The following is a 16,548-nucleotide window of genomic DNA, read 5'->3' as shown; positions in this document are numbered from 1 at the left end:
TTCCCTAGTATGCCCACCTTGGGGCCGCCCCGACAATTTTACTGGCAGTTACAGTCATACGATGACATATAAGTACCGGTGCCACCGCGTATCGGTATCGATAAGAAGTCCCTCTCAGCACCTGCACGGAGATCTGATGAAGAAGAAAGTACTCGCCACGATGGTGGCCGCAGCCGCGACGAGCCTCGTTGCTGGCGCTGCGCAAGCGCAAAGCAGCGTTACGCTCTACGGTATCGTGGACAACGGCTTCGCCTATATCAACAACGTCGCGCCTTCGACAGGCGCCACGTCGGGCGGTAAGTCGCTGGTCAAGATGAACAACGGCGTGTGGGCGGGCAACCGCTTCGGCTTGAAGGGCAGCGAAGATCTCGGCGGCGGTACGAAGGCCATCTTCACGTTGGAGCAAGGCTTCAACATCATGAACGGCACGCAAAGCACGGCCGGTCTCGAATTCCACCGTCAAGCCTGGGTTGGCCTGACGAACGACGCCTTCGGTACGGTCACGATGGGACGTCAGTACACGCCGTATTACACGCTGCTCTCGCCGTGGAGCCCGACGACGTGGCTGACGGGCGCATTCGGCGCGCATCCGGGCGATATCGACTCGCTGGATACGAACTACCGTACCAACAACCAAGTCATCTACACGTCGCCGAACCTCTACGGCTTCACGTTCAGCGGCGGCTACGCGTTCGGCGGCACGCCGGGCAGCGTCGCAGCGAACTCGGTGTGGAGCGTGGCTGCGCAATACAAGAACGGCCCGATCGGTATCGGCGTCGGCTACCAGAACATCAAGAACGCCAACGGTGCTACGTGGACGTCGGCTGCGAGCAACAACGGTGCTGAAGAAGCCGTGTCGGCCATCAACAACGGCTACAAGACGGCTGTCGCACAGCGCCGCCTCGGCGTGACGGCGGGCTATCAGTTCACGCCGGCGTGGGACGTCTCCGCGTCGTACACGAACGTGATCTACGTGCCGGGCGCCGGTTCGACGTTCACGAACGAAGCCGTGTTCAATACGTTCGGCGCAGTGCTGCACTGGAAGGCGACGGCTGCTCTGGACCTCGCGGCAGGCTATAGCTACACGGCCGCATCGGAAGCCAACGGCATCACGAGCGCTGCCAAGTACCACCAGTTCAACCTGTCGCAGTACTACGCACTGTCGAAGCGCACGGGCTTCTACGTGGTCGAAGCGTACCAGCACGCCACGGGCAAGACGCGTAACGGCGCAGCGATCATCAACGCAACGGCACAAATCGGCGACGGCATCAGCGCGTCGGCGAGCCAGAACCAAGTTGCGATCGGCGCAGGCATCATCCACCGCTTCTAAGCAACAACGACTGCGCGGCATCGCTTCGTCGACGCCGCGCTGCTCAAACTTCGGTGCGAGCACTTGAACGCCAGGGTCTCACGACCCTGGCGTTTTTCTTTGTGAACAGCACCGCATCGCGTACTGCCCGCGATCAGAAGAAGCCGAGCGGCTTGGCGTCGTAGCTCACGAGCAGACACTTCGTTTGCTGGTAGTTCGACAGCGCGATCTTGTGCGTCTCGCGCCCGATGCCCGATTGCTTGTAGCCGCCGAATGCCGCATGCGCGGGGTACAGGTGATAGCAATTGGTCCATACGCGGCCCGCTTCGATCTCGCGGCCCATCCGGTACGCGCGCGTGCCATCGCGCGTCCAGACGCCCGCGCCGAGTCCGAAGTAGGTATCGTTGGCGAGTTCGATCGCTTCGGCTTCGTCCTTGAACGTCATCACCGACGCGACCGGCCCGAAGATCTCTTCCTGGAATACGCGCATCTTGTTGTTACCGAGCAGCATCGTCGGCATCACGTAGTAGCCGCTCGACAGGCCTTCGGCGGGACTCCTTCGCTCGCCGCCCGTCAGGCACTGCGCACCCTCCCCGCGGCCGATATCGATGTACGACAGGATCTTGTCGAGCTGCTGCTGCGAAGCCTGCGCGCCGATCATCGTCGACGGATCGAGCGGATGGCCGGCCTTGATCGCCTGCACCCGGGTGATCGCCTTTTCGATGAAGCGTTCGTAGATCGATTCCTGGATCATCACGCGTGACGGGCACGTGCAGACTTCGCCCTGGTTCAGCGCGAACATCGCGAGGCCTTCGAGCGCCTTGTCGAGGAATGCATCGTCGCGATCGAGCACGTCGGCGAAGAAAATATTCGGGCTCTTGCCACCGAGCTCGACCGTCGTCGGAATCAACGTCTCGGCGGCCGCGCGCATGATGTGCTTGCCCGTCGGCGTGGAGCCCGTGAAGGCCAGCTTCGAAATGCGGTTGCTCGTGGCAAGCGCTTCGCCCGCCTCGCGGCCGAAGCCGTTCACGATGTTGACGACGCCGGCCGGGAACAGATCGCCGATGATCTGCATCAGCACGAGGATCGAAGCCGGCGTCTGCTCCGCCGGTTTCAGCACGACGCAGTTGCCGGCCGCAAGCGCGGGGGCAAGCTTCCATGCCGCCATCAGCAACGGGAAGTTCCAGGGGATGATCTGGCCGACGACGCCCATCGGCTCATGGAAGTGATACGCGACGGTGTTGTCGTCGATCTCCGAAATGCCACCTTCCTGCGCGCGAATGCAGCCGGCGAAGTAGCGCAGATGATCGACCGCGAGCGGCAGGTCGGCGGCCATCGTCTCGCGCAGCGGCTTGCCGTTGTCGATCGTTTCGGCCACGGCCAGCAGCTTCAGATTCCTCTCCATCCGATCGGCTGCCGCGAGCAGCAGATTGGCCCGGTCGGTCGTCGAAGTCTTGCCCCAGGCGCGACGCGCCTTGTGAGCCGCATCGAGCGCGAGCTCGACGTCGGCTGCGCTGGAACGGGGAACGCGACAGAACGGCTTGCCGTTGATCGGCGAGACGTTTTCGAAGTACTCGCCTGCAACGGGCGGGACCCACTTGCCGCCGATGTAGTTCTCGTACTGCTGAAGGTACGGATACTCGATGTCGAGTCCCAGCTTCTTGAGGTCTAACATGTCCATCGCGTGTCTCCTTGAATCCAAAATTGTGTTGGGTTGTGCGCCATCCGGCGGTGGGCTCAACGAGGCAACATGTATGCCCACGTGTCTGAAGCCCGCCTGGGCATCGATACAGACCTGCATCGATCGGTGCCGACTGCAACAGTGTTCCAAGCTGCATCGACGACCGTTCCGAATTGGAACAACTGAAACAAGTGGAACAACAACTGGAACGGTCGAACGAACCGATCGCCGCGCGTGCGATCGATCATTGCCCCGGCCCCGCGTTGAGCGGCGTCACCGACGCGCGCGCGACATCGGCCGTGAGCTTCTCGGTTTTCGGTCGATACCCGTTCGAATAGAGCAGGAACGCCATGATGTCGGCGTAGTCCTGCGGCTTGAGCTTGCCCGGGCGGTCTGCCGGCATGTTCGTGGACATGTAGCCAAAGATGCCTCCGATCGTGAGGTGGGAATTGCTGGCCGGTGCGAACGCGGGACCGGTCAAGGCCGGCGCCGTCACGCCCTGCAGGGTCGCACCGTGACACTTGGCGCACGCGCTCGCATAAAGACGCTTGCCGTGTTCGATCTGCGCATGGTCGAACGCGGGCGTGTCGCCGGGCGACGTCGCCGACACGCGCACAAAAGCGCCTTTTATCGATGGATCGTAGGTTGCCGTGCGTACTGCCCCGTCGGCATACCGCGCGGCACCATCGCGATAGGCAAGCTCGGGCTTATGCAGAGGCCGGTCAGCCCGGGCTTCGGCCAACGCCGGGAGATCCCAGTCGCGCGTGAGCGCGGCGAGCCGGCCATCCGCTTGCATGGCCGCCAACGCCTTGTCGATGCGTTCATGCATCCCGGCTCGCTTCGCATCGAATGCAAAGACCAATTGCCACTGCGCGTAGACCGAGCGCGTCGCGCCGAGCTCGAAGCGTTGCTCGGGGTGCGAGCGTCGATAGGCCACCACAGCCGGGTACCAGACGATCGCGCGCTCAGCGCGGCCGCCCGCGACCGCGGCGACGGTCAACTCCGGCGTGTTTTCGAGGTCGAGCCGCGCACCGCTGAACTGCTGCACGGCGATCAGCTGCGCGGGACTCGCATAGGTCGCGGCCACGACATTGGCAGGACGAGGCGTCGACGACGATGCGGCCACGCTCAGGTCGACATAGTCCGCTCGTAAATAGCCGCGCGAGAATTGCAACTCGGGGCTTGCGGCGTTGGCGGTCGGCGAGCGCGGAAAGCCCGCGATGACGTCGCAGCGGCTCGCGAGTGCGCGGCGCAGTTCCTTGAGCGAGACGCCGTCGTCATCGCTGGAGCCGAGCGCATCGCTGACGATGGACGCATCGATTCGCGCGCGCTTGAACGCTTCGCGTGCGACGGCTCGATCGAGGCTGGCCGACGGGCTGCCGGGGAACGTACAGACACGCACGGCCGCGGGGACCGGCGCGGAGGCGAGGAAAGCGCCGGCAGCGAAGACGCTTGCGGCGGCGAGAGGCAACGAAGAGATTTTCATGGCGATGCTACCGATGAATGCGTGAGGCGGTGCCGCGAGTCATGCGTCGAATACCGTGCAGACTCGCGACCAATAAAGGCTGCAATGCAGAGGACGGATCAGCTGCGACCGAGCGCGAAGACGTAGAGCGTGCCGCCGCGCGGAACCTTCTCGGCAATCTTCGCCATCGGGCCACCCCAGATCGGATTCGCGCCGCCGTAGCCGGCCAGCACGGCGACATACTCCTTGCCGTCGACTTCGAAGATCGACGGCTGCGCGATGATGCCGCTCGCGAGTTTCGGACTTTGCCAAAGCACCTTGCCCGTGGCCGCGTCGAACGCATAGAGATGGCCGTCGAGCGAACCGCTGAACGCAATGCCGCTTGCCGTGCTCGCGACGCCGCCGTTCCAAGGCATCTTCGTCCAATGGCTCCAGACCTTCTTGCCCGTGTTCACGTCGATCGCTTGCAGCTCGCCATAGCCTTTGCTGCCGGGCTCGGCCTTGATTTCGAAGCCTTCGCCCAGATAGGGCAGCCCTTCCATGTAGCTCACCGATTTACCCGACAGGCTCATGCAGGCGTGCAGCGCAGGCACGAACGCGAGATGCCGCTCGGGATCGTAGGACATCGACCACCAGTTCTTGCCGCCGAGAAAGCTCGGACACGTATCGATCGTCGAGCCGACCTTCGGATATTTCGCGCCGTCCTGGATCGGCTTGCCCTCGGCCGTGTATCCCGTCACCGAAGTGGCCTTGACGAACGGCCTCGCATAGATGAGCTTGCCGTTGCTGCGATCGATCGCATCGAAGTAGCCGTTGCGATCCGCGTGGATGATCGCGTCGTAGTCCTTACCCTCGTAGCTGATCTTCGCGAGCACCGGCGTATTCACGCCGTCGTAGTCCCATGTGTCGTGCGACGTGTACTGGAAGTGCCATTTGAGCGCGCCGGTCTTCGGGTCGAGCGCCAGTAAGGAGTCCGAATAAAGATTGTCGCCGGGACGCAAATCGGCCAGCCACGGTCCAGGGTTGCCGACGCCCCAGTAGAGCGTTTTCGTCGCCGCGTCGTAGGTGCCGGTCAGCCAGGCCGGCGCGCCGCCGTGATCCTGCATGCCGTCAGGCCAGGTGTCGCCGCCCTTCTCCTTCGCACCCGGCACCGTGAAGCGCTTCCAGAGCACCTTGCCATCCTCGGGGCTCAGCGCGGCGATGAAGCCGCGTGCGCCATACTCGCCGCCCGAACTGCCGACGACGATCGCACCGTCCAGCGCGAGCGGTGCGAGCGAGAACGCATAGCCCAGGCCGGGATCGAACATCTGCTTCTTCCAGACCAGGTTGCCCGTTTGCGCATCGAGCGCGGCTACCTCGCCGCTCAGCATGGCCACATAGACGTTCTTGCCGTAGAGCGCGACGCCGCGGTTGACGACATCGCAGCAGGCCGTCTTGAACGATTCGGCGCCGAGCTTGGGCTCGAATTTCCAGAGCGTCTTGCCCGTTGCGGCATCGAACGCGTAGACGTTGTCCTTGGGCGTGCTGACGAAGAGATAACGCCCGTTGACGATCGGCGTGGCTTCGAAGCCTTGCTGCAGCTCGGCAGGGAACTTGTAGCTCCATGCCGTCACGAGCCGTTTGACGTTCGAGGTATCGATCTGCTTGAGCGGCGAATGCGATTGCCCGCTGTAGGTGCGGTAGTAGGTGAGCCAACCCGCGTCCTCTTGCGCGTTCGTCATGCGCTCGAACGTGACCGGGGGATACGTGTCGGCCGCGCCGGCACGAGGTGCATCGAGACCGAGAACGCCCGCGAGCGCGCTCGCAAGTGCCGTGAGCAACAAGGCCGAAGCCGAACTTCTTTTCATGTCTCTCTCCAAGGCTCCCTGCCGAGCGCTGAATCCGCCTGAGTCCGATGCCACGCGCGGCCGAGGATTTATCGATTGATTGCGGCGGTATTTCGAACTGCGCGCTTCACGCTTCATTCGGCAACCGCGGCGGGCGGCTCAACGCAAGTCGTATGCCATTGAGGTGGGATCGCCCGGTGCCGCGCGGCATTGCAGCCGATGCGCGTGCCCGCCGAATCGGGTCGTTCGATGTGTCGTTACGTCGCAGCTGTTCCAATTCGGTACAGGCGGTGCGGACACTGTTCACGTTGGGAACAGGCAGGAGGGAAACCGCAGAGGGCCGAGAGAGCGTCGACCCCAAACGAAGCCGAACGGCTTCAGCCGAACATCGCTCGAATCGCTTCAGCGAGACTCGCCGCAAGCGCCGATTCGCTGCCGAGATGGCCTGCGTTTACGCGCGTGAGCCTGACGTTCGGAACGGCCCGCGCGAGGCGCCGCAAGTTGCCGGGCGGACATACGGGATCGCGCATGCCGTGAACGGCCGCGAGCGGTATGCCGTTCGTCGCGGCGCGGCGCACCAGCGAGAGCAGCCGCCGTTCGCCGAGCCAACAATCATGGGTCAGATAGTGCGCCTGGATGCGGTATTTCTTCGTCAGCCGCAACGCGTTCGCGTGCCCAGTGCGCGTCCGCCGCGCGGTGCCGCGTGGACGGCCGATATGCGCCGATGCGAGTACCGCGTCTTCGTAATCGCGCCACGCAAGCGCGACGCCGCGCTGCCGCGGCCATGGGGCGCCCTGGCGCAACGCCCGCTCGCAGCATGCGACGAGCGCTGCCGGCCGGTCGCAATGTGCCGCACGCATGAGCGCGCGCCATGCGTGCGGGGCGCGGCCGCGCGAGCCGATGAACAAGCCTCGCACTTCGCGCCGCGATGTAAGGAAAAGGCCGCGCAGCACGACGCCTGTCACCCGCTGCGGCTGCGCGCCCGCATAGGCGAGCGCAAGCGCCGCGCCCCACGATCCACCGACGATACCCCATCGCGCGAATCCGAGCCGCTCGCGAACGGCTTCCATGTCGCCGACGAGCCGGTCCGTGCGGTTATGCCGCAGGCTGCCGCGCGGTCTCGACGCGCCGGCGCCGCGCTGATCGATCAGCACGACGCGACAGCGCGCGAGATCGAAGCGCGCAAGCACGCTCATCGCACTGGCACTGCCGGGCCCGCCGTGCAGGACGGCGACGGGCACGCCGTCGAGCGCACCTGCGACGGCAAACGCGATGCGATGGCCATCGCGCGTGATACCGTAATGCGTTGCTGCTTGCTGGAGCGCTCGGAGTTTCGAATGAGACGCGTTCATTGAAGGCCGGTTCGGGAGGCTGAGAGGCCGCGGCGGAAACCTCGGGAAACTACGGATAACTCCCGATTCCGCCTACTCGGCAATGGCGCCATCGTAAACGATGCAGTCGAAAGTCGATGCCGCGCCGTGATCGGTCGCAGCATGGCGTTTCAGCCCGGCTTCGGCTCGAAGTGGCGTTTCTGGCGCGTAACTTGCTCCAAGCGGCACCACAACGTATCGGCTACGCGCCGGTACGAGGGCCTACCTGAGGCCTCAATGGAGGAGACAATGCCGGACGACGCCCGTCACGCCCCGAATTCGCTCACGAACGGCGAAAGCGGCTGGTTGACCCCTTGCATACAGAAAGCGCACGAACGCTCGGAAGGCTTCGGCCTGCACACGTGCACGCGGCCCGACTACGACGTGCTGACCGGTGCCGACCTCACGCTCAAGCTCGAACAAAACCGCGTACTGACGGCGCACGCCCTGCCCGTCATGGAAACGCTGCACGAGCAGATCGTCAATACGCAGAGCATGATCGTGCTGACGGATGCGCAAGGCCTCATCCTCCATTCCATCGGCGACGACGATTTCCTTCAGCGCGCGGAAAAGGTCGCGCTTCGCCCGGGCGCGAACTGGGCCGAAGACCGCCAGGGCACGAACGCCATCGGTACCGCGCTGGCGGAGCGCAGCGCGACCGTCGTCCATGGCGATCAGCACTATCTGGCGGCCAACCGGTTCCTCACCTGTTCGAGCGTGCCGATCCTCGCCCCTTACGGCGAGGTCGTCGGCGTGCTCGACGTGACGGGCGATTGCCGCAGCTATCACCAGCATACGATGGCGCTCGCGAAGATGTCGGTGCAGATGATCGAAAATCATCTGTTCACGAGCACGTTCCAGGACACGCTGCAAATCGCCTTTCATGGCCGCCCCGAATTCCTCGGCACGCTGATGGAAGGCATCGCCGCCTTCACGCTCGACGGCCGTTTTCTGTCCGCCAATCGCAGCGCGCAATTCCAGCTCGGCGTCCCGCTCGCCGGATTGCGCGCGCATACCCTCGCCTCGCTTTTCGGTCTCACGAGCGCACAGCTCTTCGATCGCGTGCGCGCCCATCCCGATCAAGTCGTCTCGCTGAATCTGCACAACGGCACGGTGGTCCGCGCGCGCATCGGCATCAAGCGCACGTCGTTCGCCGACGGCCCCGTAGCCGATGTACAACGCGTATCGCGCGCGGTCGCACAGGCGGCGTCGACGAGCACGCGTGTGCGGCTTTCGAGCCTCGATACGGGCGATCCGCAAGTTGCCGCCGTGATTGCGAAAGTGCGCAAGGTCATCGGCAAGGACATTCCGATTCTGATCACCGGCGAGACGGGTACCGGCAAGGAACTGCTCGCGCAGGCGATCCATAACGACTCGCCGCGCCGGGACGGTCCGTTCGTCGCCGTGAACTGTGCGTCGATTCCCGAAACGCTGATCGAATCGGAGTTGTTCGGATACGAGGAAGGGGCCTTCACCGGAGCGCGGCGCAAGGGCGCCCTCGGCAAGCTAGTGCAGGCGAACGGCGGCACGCTGTTTCTCGACGAGATCGGCGATATGCCGTATCCGCTGCAAGTGCGCCTGCTGCGCGTACTGCAAGAGCGCATCGTCAACCCGCTCGGGTCGGCCAAATCGATTCCCGTCGATATTTCCGTCGTCTGCGCAACCCATCGCAGCCTGCGGGAGATGATTGCGCAGAACCGCTTCCGAGAGGATCTTTACTACCGCCTGAACGGACTCGTCGTCAAACTCCCGCCGCTGCGCGAGCGGACCGACCTCGCGGTCGTCATCGACAAGATGCTCGAACAGGAGTCCATGGCGAGCTGCAACGGCCGCAGCCTCAGCGTCTCGCCCGAGGTCATGGCGCTATTCGAACAATGCGCATGGCCCGGCAACTTCAGGCAGCTCGGCAACCTGCTGCGCACGGCCGCCGCCATGGTCGATGATGATGGCGAGATCCACCGCCAGCATCTGCCCGACGATTTCTTCGAAGATATCGCCGCAGCCGAAACCAGCGCAAACGTTGCCAACGTTCCGGCCGCATCGCCCCTCCTTGGCGCGGTGCCGCGCGATGCGCGCTTGCAGGACGTGGCCGTATCCGTCATCGTCGCCGCGATCGAGCGGCACGGCGGCAACGTCTCCGCAGCCGCGCGCGCACTCGGGGTCTCCCGGACCACGATCTACCGCAAGTTGCCCGCGGCATTCGGGCTCGGCCGCGCCTCCAACGACGAATAGGCCGGAAGCGCCCCTCATCCTCATCGGACGCCCTCGTCCGAAACATTCGCTTTTTTTCTCCTGGCGGGAATAAGCGCGCGCATGGCGCGGTAACGCTTGATGAGGACAGCTCATCGAGCCCGCTGCGCTCGCAGTGCCGGTCCTCCGAGCGCGGTCTTGCCGGCCGCGCTCGCCACGACCAGGAGAGTCCGATCATGGATGGCAAGCAAGACGACAAGGACGGCGGCCGCGACGTGCAGCCGGCCGGCGCGCGGCGCGAATTTCTCAAATGTATGGCGTTGGCCGGAGCCGGCACGCTCTGGTTCATGCAAGGCGGTGTGCTTCAGGCGCGCACGCTGGGCGACGGCGCGCAAGACGATGCCAAAAACGCGGCATTCACGTTCGTGCAGGTCAGCGATTCGCACATCGGCTTCAACAAGGCGCCGAACGACGATGTCGTCGGGACCTTCAAACGGGCGCTCGCCCATATCGATGCGGCACGTGTACAGCCCGACTTCATCGTGCATACGGGCGATCTCACCCATCTGTCCAAGCCCGACGAGTTCGATACGGTCACCGAGTTGATGCGGCAGACGCGTACGAAGCAGAAGTTCTTCGTTCCCGGCGAGCATGACGTGATCGGCGACAACGGAGCGGAATTTTTCCGTCGCTTCGGGAGCGAAGCCACGCGGGGCGGGTGGTACAGCTTCGATCATCGCGGCGTGCACTTCGTCGCACTGATCAACGTGCTGAACTTGAAAGCCGGCGGCCTCGGCTCGCTCGGCAGCGACCAGCTTGCCTGGCTGCGCAGCGATCTCGCGAGCCGCACGTCGGAAACGCCGATCGTCGTGTTCGCACATATGCCGCTGTGGTCGCTGTATCCCTCATGGGGCTGGGGCACCGACGACGCCGGCGAAGCGCTCGCCTTGCTGCGCCGCTTCGGTTCGGTGACGGTGCTCAACGGCCATATTCATCAGATTCAGCAAAAGGTCGAAGGCAACGTGACGTTCTTCACGGCCCGTTCGACGGCCTATCCGCAACCCGCGCCAGGCGTGGGCCCGGGACCCGGGCCGCTGAAGGAGATTCCGGCCGGCAAGCTGGCCGATTATCTCGGCGTGCGCGTCGTGCGCCATGTCGAGACGGCACGCACGCTCGCCCTCACCGAGGAGACGCTGTCTTGACGTCTTCCGCCGCCTAAAGGCGGTGGATTCCCACCACTGGCGATGCACGCCCGCATCGGAGAATGTTTAGCGCAGCATTGACATCACGATCATGTACATAACCGCAGGCACCGCACTGCCACTCTCTCATTCGCAAGCCTTTCAGCCCGGTAGGGCCGCTGCGCGTACCGCACGCAGAACAGGTTACGGAAGAAAACGCTTCGTTCACTTCTTCGAACAGCACCCCGTGCGCAATCGCCTTGTAGCGGAGCTTGTCTCGGAACGACGACCAGGATGCGTCGTAGACGCTTTTCGCCATCTTGGTCCTGGCGAGTTTCGAAGCCGATACGTTGCCCACACGGATCAGGTCGAACCGGCGCACGAGATCGAGCGCCGCCTTATGTTGAAAGTCCGCGCGGGCGTAGGCGACCTTCGCGTGCAGCTTGGCGAGGTGACGCCTGTGCTTGCGCGCACGCTGCATCTTGGCGAGCTTCTCGGCCGCGCGCTGACCATAGCGATCGTTCGGCAGCGTTTCGCCGTTCGACAGCTTTCCAAAGTCCTTGAGTCCAAGATCGATGCCAATTGCACGCCTGACGGGACGCGCCGGCGGCTCGGGCACCTCGATCACGATGTTCAGAAACCAGTTGCCGCGCGCATCCTGCGCGAAGCTGGTGCCGTCTTTGATCTTGCCTTCGGGCAGCGGGCGGCTATAGAAGACTCGAAACGTATTGCCGGCAAAGCGAAACGCCGTGCCCTCGCGCTTGAGGTCACGCCCCTTGAGCGGCACCCACCCGAGGCTACGCTTTCCGCGATAGCGCAGGTACGGACGCCGGTGCTGGCTGCGCGATTTCGCATACTGTTCGCACGTCGCGTTGATCGTGCCCGAGTGAATCCCCAGTTCCTTGCTGCTGCCCGTGGTCAGCACGTTCAGGTCGAAGCCGCTTGGCCACTTCTTGTTCCACTTAAGCGCGTGCTTTTGCGTGTCGTTGCAGAAGTTCCAGACGAAGTTCACCGCACGGCTTTGCCGATTGAGCAGGCCGTTCAGGGATCTCACGCGGTAACGATAGACAAGAATCATTCCCCCGAATCTACCCTGGGAATGCCGCCTTGCGGCGGCGCTCCCGTCCTCCTCGGACTAAAGTCCCACGTTTCTCGGAGCAAACTCGGATGAAAGCACGGTATCCTCGCGGCCGGCTCGCGGCCGCCTTCTGTATCGCCGCCATGGCGGCATGTGCCACGAGCGCCTCGCGCGCGGCAACGGACAGCGACGCGCAACCGGCCGGCGGGAGTGGCGCCGGCGCCGGGCAACCGGCCGTCTATCGCGTCGAAATCAGCCAATTCGCATTCAAGCCGAACGAAATCCACGTGCCCGCCGGCGCGCGGATCGTCTGGGTCAATCGCGATGAAGAGCCGCATATCGTCGTCAGCACGAGTGGCGCGTTCAAGAGTTCCCCCGCGCTCGATACGAACGATTCGTACGCGACCGTGCTGACGAAGTCGGGCACGTACACCTACTTCTGCAGTATTCATCCGATGATGGTCGGCAAGATCGTGGTCCGGTGAAAACGTCGTGGTGCAACGGACCCTCGATATGCCCAAAAGCGAACTACACTCGACGGGTGGCCGATGGTGCATCGGTGGAGGCGAAGGAGCCGGGGTGACCAGCAGCGATCGACAGGCCGCGCGCAAGCGCGACGACGGTGAGCGGGTTCGCCGTTTCCAGGCGTTGGCGTTGCCGCATCTCGATGCGGCATACAACCTTGCGCGCTGGTTGAGTGGCAATTCGGCCGATGCCGAAGACATCGTCCAGGAGGCATTCATGCGCGCCCTGCGCTTTTTCGATTCGTTTGAAGGCGACAGCGCCCGGCCGTGGCTGCTCGCGATCGTCCGCCGCACCTGGTATTCGGAGTGGCGCCGTCGCGCATCGTCGCATGAGGTCGTGCAGTTCGACGAGGAGCTCGACGACACGCCGATCGATGGCTGGGGCACGGCGCCCGAAGATCCGCAAACGCTGATGATCCGCGAGCAGGACACGCGGCTCGTGCACGAGGCGCTTGCGGAGCTGCCCGTCGAATTCCGTGAGGTTCTGATCTTGCGCGAGCTCGAGGACTTGAGCTACCGCGAAATTGCGGCGGTCACCGAATTGCCGATCGGCACGGTCATGTCGCGCATCGCCCGCGCGCGGCGCAAATTCGCCGCCATCGTCACGTCGCGCGAGCCGCAACGCCGGGCCGAGCACGTGCGTACGACCGACGGTCAGCAGGAGAGGCCTGATGGAATGTGACGACATCCGTCCTCGCATCGATGCGAGCCTCGACGGCGAACTCCCGTCAGGCGAAGCGCGCGCGGTCCGACAACATCTCGAAACGTGCGCCGCGTGCCGCGCCGAAGAGCAAGCCCTGCTTGCGATACGCCGCAGCGTGCGGCGCGCCGAGTATCACCACGCGCCCGATGCACTGCGTACGCGCATCGCGGCCGCGCTCGAGCGCGAAGCCGGCCGAACGTCTGCTGCCGCCGATCGCGCCGCGCCGCCGCGAGACGCGCGCTTCGGTTGGTTGAAGCAGCTTTGGCGTCAGCCCCGTTCGGATCGGCCCGCTTCGCGTCGGCCCGCATGGCAGGGATTCGCCGCCGGGCGAATGGGCGGCGGCCAGGTCGCAGCCTTCGCCGGGCTGAGCGCCGTTGCCGTTGCGCTGGCCGTTGCCGCGACGCTCGCGTTGACGCCTTCGCTACGCGGCCCGAATCGCGGCGAGCTCTTCGTCGATGAACTCGTCGGCGCGCATGTCCGCGCGCAACTGTCGGGGCACGGCATCGACGTCATCTCGACAGATCAGCATACGGTGAAGCCGTGGTTCAACGGCCGCCTCGATTACACGCCGCCCGTCGTCGATCTCGCTGCGGAGGGCTTCGCGCTGGCGGGCGGACGCCTCGATTACGTGGCGCATCGGCGTGTTGCCGTGCTCATCTACCGCTATCGCCTGCACGTGATCGATGTCTACGTGATGCCCGAGCGCGAGGCGTCGGACAGCGGCGGCGAAAGCGGGTCCGCCACGCTCGTGCGCGACGGCTATGCCCTCTTGCATTGGCGCGCGAACGGAATGGTCTGGTGGGCCGTGACGGACGCCGAGCCGAATGTGCTGGCCAGCTTCGAGACGGCGCTCGAGACGAAACTGCAGGCCGCGCAAAACACGGCTGCCGGGCGCCCGGCGTCGGGCGAGTCGATGTGACAGCCGGCCGGGCAAGCAGCGATCACGGGCCGTGGCTTTCGGCCGAGTGCGCCGCTTTCTCAGCCTGGAATGCGTCGATGAGACGCGTCAGATGCGTCAGATCGACCGGCTTGACGAGATGATGATCGAAACCCGCCGCCTCGCTGCGTAAGCGATCGGCCTGCTGTCCGTACCCGGTCAACGCGATGAACATGCAGCCACGCGTGGCGGGCATCGCGCGCAGGCTGCCGATGAGCTCATAGCCATCCATCACGGGAAGGCCGATATCGACGACCGCGATCTCGGGTTTGAAGCGCCCGACGATCTGCAACGCGGCAGCGGGATCGTGGACGGCCTCGACGCGATGACCGGACTCGCCGAGCAGCAGCGCGAGCGCTTCGACGGCGTCGACGTTATCGTCGACGAGCAGGATGCGGCAGCCGTTTTTCGGGGGCGGCGCAGCGGACGCGGTTCGCTCGGACGGCACCGAGGGACCGCGCGCGCCCGGCGACCGATGTGCGTGGCCCGCCGCCCGGGCCGGCACGCGAATCGTGAATGCGCTGCCGCAGCCCGGCCCCGCACTGGCGGCGCTCACGTTGCCGCCATGCAGTTCGACGAGATTCTTGACCAGCGCGAGGCCGATGCCCAGCCCGCCTTCCGCGCGATCGAGATTGCGTTTGCCTTGAAAGAACAGATCGAATACGCGCGGCAGCATCTTCTCGGCAATGCCGATACCGTTGTCGCGTACGCTGATCTCGATGGTATCCCCGGGCCCGTGCGAAGCGGCAAGGCGCACCTCCTCGCCCACCGCCGAATAGCGCGCCGCATTGGTCAACAGGTTGGAGACGACCTGCGCCATGCGCGCCGCATCGACCGACCAGACGAGGTCCGGCTCGGCCTGGACCGTCAGCCGGTGATTGCGCTGCTCGAGCAGCAGGCTCGCCATTTCGATCGCATGGTCGAGCACATCCGAGACTTTCACCGTACGCCGTCGGAGTTCGATCTTGCCGCGCGTGAGACGGGCGACGTCGAGCAAATCATCGACGAGCCGCACGAGATGCTCCACCTGCCGCGCAATGATGCTTTGCTCGTGCGATGTCCGGCCATCCGAGCGCATGCGCATCAACTGCAGCGCGGTGACGATCGGCGAGAGCGGATTACGCAGCTCATGGCCGAGCATGGCCAGAAACTCGTCCTTCGCGCGGCTTGCGCGCTCGAGTTCCACCAGCAGCCGCTCGCGCTCGGCATGCAATTTTTCGAGGCGCTCGCGATTGTGCACCTGCTCCGTCACTTCGACGGCGACGGCAATGACGCCGTCCACTTCGCCGCTGTCCGAACGCGAAGCTTTGAAATTGAACGAAAAATAGCGTGGCTCGAACGCGCCGTCGGTCCGCGTCATTTCGATGCGGTACTCCTCACGGCACACCGAGCGGCCGCTCGCATAGCATTTCGAGAGCAACTGAGCGATCTCTCCACCGAGCTTCTCGCCCGGGCATACGTCGGCGTAAGTGCGGCCGATCGGCTCGGCACAGCCGGCGAGCTCGCGATATCCGTGATTGGCCAATCTGAAGACGTGGTCGGGCCCCGCGAGGAACGCCGCCGCCACGGGCACATTCATGATGAAGTCGGCCAGTTCGCACTCGCGGCGGCGCAGCGCCGCTTCCGCTTCGCGCCGCCGCTGTATTTCGCTTTCGAGCGCAGCCGCCTTTCGCTGCCACGGAGCGATCAGCCGGTTGGCCGTGGCGGCGCCCACGTCCGTCAGGATTTCGGCGGGCAGCACGCGCCCGTGCGCACGGCAGATTTCGCTGAACGCACCGAGTTGCTCGGGATGCGAGAAAAGCGCCTGCGGATAAGCGCAAAAGAGCTTGAACGCATGGCGCCGCGCCAATTGGTTCCAGAGCATTTCGAGCCGCAGGGCGGCATCGTATTGTCCGGCTGCGCCCAATATCGCCACCATCTCGCCGAATGCGTGAATCGGCGCCGCGTCCGCGCGCGCCGCCGCGTCAGCCACGAGCGCGCCGATCGTTGCAAAAAATCGCTCGTCGTCGGGCCAACCGTCGACCATGAACCCGGCCAGCGCGGCCTGAGCCTCCGCGCAAATCAGCTTGCCCGAACGCGGTCCCCGCGCCGCGCGCTGGAGGCGCGGCACGATCGCCGACAAATGCGCGTCCGTCGCGATGACGATCGCTACACCTTTGTCGCGCAAGGCGCGCAGGGCAAACTGGACGACTTCGTCGATGACCGGCAACTCGTCGTCGTAGAAGCGGACAAAATGTTCAGTGAAGTCCCGCCGCGGAATAGGGGCGCGAGCGGCGTTGCTCAT

Annotated in this window: 12 protein-coding genes; 6 read left to right on the top strand and 6 right to left on the bottom strand. The window is 64.6% G+C overall.

Annotated elements, in window-relative coordinates; all coding sequences use genetic code 11:
• Positions 1 to 136: 136 nt before the first annotated feature.
• Positions 137 to 1,330: a porin gene (locus tag GWC77_RS07895; RefSeq protein WP_173256344.1), complete on the top strand. Its 1,194-nt coding sequence runs from the start codon at positions 137 to 139 to the stop codon at positions 1,328 to 1,330.
• 133 nt (positions 1,331 to 1,463) lie between these two features.
• On the opposite strand, the gene GWC77_RS07890 is transcribed toward GWC77_RS07895, so the two are convergent.
• From GWC77_RS07890 to GWC77_RS07875, 4 genes are all read right to left on the bottom strand, one after another.
• On the bottom strand, positions 1,464 to 2,990 hold the full coding sequence (locus GWC77_RS07890) for an aldehyde dehydrogenase family protein (protein WP_173256343.1): 1,527 nt from the start codon (positions 2,988 to 2,990) through the stop codon (positions 1,464 to 1,466).
• 244 nt (positions 2,991 to 3,234) lie between these two features.
• Positions 3,235 to 4,476: a c-type cytochrome gene (locus tag GWC77_RS07885; RefSeq protein WP_173256342.1), complete on the bottom strand. Its 1,242-nt coding sequence runs from the start codon at positions 4,474 to 4,476 to the stop codon at positions 3,235 to 3,237.
• A 98-nt stretch (positions 4,477 to 4,574) separates the two neighbouring features.
• On the bottom strand, positions 4,575 to 6,302 hold the full coding sequence (locus GWC77_RS07880; RefSeq protein WP_173256341.1) for a methanol/ethanol family PQQ-dependent dehydrogenase: 1,728 nt from the start codon (positions 6,300 to 6,302) through the stop codon (positions 4,575 to 4,577).
• Between the two features lie 356 nt (positions 6,303 to 6,658).
• Positions 6,659 to 7,633 carry an alpha/beta fold hydrolase gene (locus GWC77_RS07875; RefSeq protein WP_173256340.1) on the bottom strand — a complete coding sequence of 325 codons (975 nt, stop codon included), beginning with the start codon at positions 7,631 to 7,633 and terminating at the stop codon, positions 6,659 to 6,661.
• A gap of 267 nt (positions 7,634 to 7,900) precedes the next feature.
• On the opposite strand from GWC77_RS07875, the gene GWC77_RS07870 reads away from it, so the two are divergent.
• Together GWC77_RS07870 and GWC77_RS07865 are read left to right on the top strand one after the other, a co-directional pair.
• Positions 7,901 to 9,883 carry a sigma-54-dependent Fis family transcriptional regulator gene (locus GWC77_RS07870; protein WP_173256339.1) on the top strand — a complete coding sequence of 661 codons (1,983 nt, stop codon included), beginning with the start codon at positions 7,901 to 7,903 and terminating at the stop codon, positions 9,881 to 9,883.
• A gap of 194 nt (positions 9,884 to 10,077) precedes the next feature.
• Entirely contained in the window at positions 10,078 to 11,043 is a 966-nt protein-coding gene (locus GWC77_RS07865; RefSeq protein ID WP_173256338.1) for a metallophosphoesterase, read from the top strand.
• Positions 11,044 to 11,056: 13 nt separating this feature from the next.
• Here the strand turns inward: GWC77_RS07865 and GWC77_RS07860 are convergent, their stop codons facing one another.
• A complete protein-coding gene (locus GWC77_RS07860; RefSeq protein ID WP_173256337.1) occupies positions 11,057 to 12,100 on the bottom strand; it encodes an RNA-guided endonuclease TnpB family protein in 1,044 nt (347 codons plus the stop codon).
• 89 nt (positions 12,101 to 12,189) lie between these two features.
• On the opposite strand from GWC77_RS07860, the gene GWC77_RS07855 reads away from it, so the two are divergent.
• From GWC77_RS07855 to GWC77_RS07845, 3 genes are all read left to right on the top strand, one after another.
• Positions 12,190 to 12,585, top strand: a complete 396-nt coding sequence (locus tag GWC77_RS07855) for a cupredoxin family copper-binding protein (protein ID WP_173256336.1) — start codon at positions 12,190 to 12,192, stop codon at positions 12,583 to 12,585.
• Between the two features lie 94 nt (positions 12,586 to 12,679).
• On the top strand, positions 12,680 to 13,306 hold the full coding sequence (locus GWC77_RS07850; RefSeq protein WP_367949015.1) for an RNA polymerase sigma factor: 627 nt from the start codon (positions 12,680 to 12,682) through the stop codon (positions 13,304 to 13,306).
• Positions 13,296 to 14,246: an anti-sigma factor gene (locus GWC77_RS07845; RefSeq protein WP_173256334.1), complete on the top strand. Its 951-nt coding sequence runs from the start codon at positions 13,296 to 13,298 to the stop codon at positions 14,244 to 14,246. The genes GWC77_RS07850 and GWC77_RS07845 overlap by 11 nt, the downstream gene beginning before the upstream one ends.
• A gap of 22 nt (positions 14,247 to 14,268) precedes the next feature.
• On the opposite strand, the gene GWC77_RS07840 is transcribed toward GWC77_RS07845, so the two are convergent.
• Entirely contained in the window at positions 14,269 to 16,548 is a 2,280-nt protein-coding gene (locus GWC77_RS07840) for an ATP-binding protein (protein WP_173256333.1), read from the bottom strand.

This window comes from Paraburkholderia sp. NMBU_R16 (assembly GCF_013282575.1).
In the GTDB taxonomy this organism is placed as follows: domain Bacteria; phylum Pseudomonadota; class Gammaproteobacteria; order Burkholderiales; family Burkholderiaceae; genus Trinickia.
This window is presented reverse-complemented; position numbering and strand designations above follow the sequence as displayed.

Excerpts from the sequence above, each read along its gene's own strand:
- GWC77_RS07855 (WP_173256336.1), top strand. The coding sequence starts at position 12,190 with ATGAAAGCACGGTATCCTCGCGGCCGGCTCGCGGCCGCCTTCTGTATC.
- GWC77_RS07875 (WP_173256340.1), bottom strand. The coding sequence starts at position 7,633 with ATGAACGCGTCTCATTCGAAACTCCGAGCGCTCCAGCAAGCAGCAACG.
- GWC77_RS07880 (WP_173256341.1), bottom strand. The coding sequence starts at position 6,302 with ATGAAAAGAAGTTCGGCTTCGGCCTTGTTGCTCACGGCACTTGCGAGC.
- GWC77_RS07860 (WP_173256337.1), bottom strand. The coding sequence starts at position 12,100 with ATGATTCTTGTCTATCGTTACCGCGTGAGATCCCTGAACGGCCTGCTC.
- GWC77_RS07895 (WP_173256344.1), top strand. The coding sequence starts at position 137 with ATGAAGAAGAAAGTACTCGCCACGATGGTGGCCGCAGCCGCGACGAGC.
- GWC77_RS07845 (WP_173256334.1), top strand. The coding sequence starts at position 13,296 with ATGGAATGTGACGACATCCGTCCTCGCATCGATGCGAGCCTCGACGGC.
- GWC77_RS07890 (WP_173256343.1), bottom strand. The coding sequence starts at position 2,990 with ATGGACATGTTAGACCTCAAGAAGCTGGGACTCGACATCGAGTATCCG.
- GWC77_RS07870 (WP_173256339.1), top strand. The coding sequence starts at position 7,901 with ATGCCGGACGACGCCCGTCACGCCCCGAATTCGCTCACGAACGGCGAA.
- GWC77_RS07865 (WP_173256338.1), top strand. The coding sequence starts at position 10,078 with ATGGATGGCAAGCAAGACGACAAGGACGGCGGCCGCGACGTGCAGCCG.
- GWC77_RS07840 (WP_173256333.1), bottom strand. The coding sequence starts at position 16,548 with ATGAGCAACGCCGCTCGCGCCCCTATTCCGCGGCGGGACTTCACTGAA.
- GWC77_RS07885 (WP_173256342.1), bottom strand. The coding sequence starts at position 4,476 with ATGAAAATCTCTTCGTTGCCTCTCGCCGCCGCAAGCGTCTTCGCTGCC.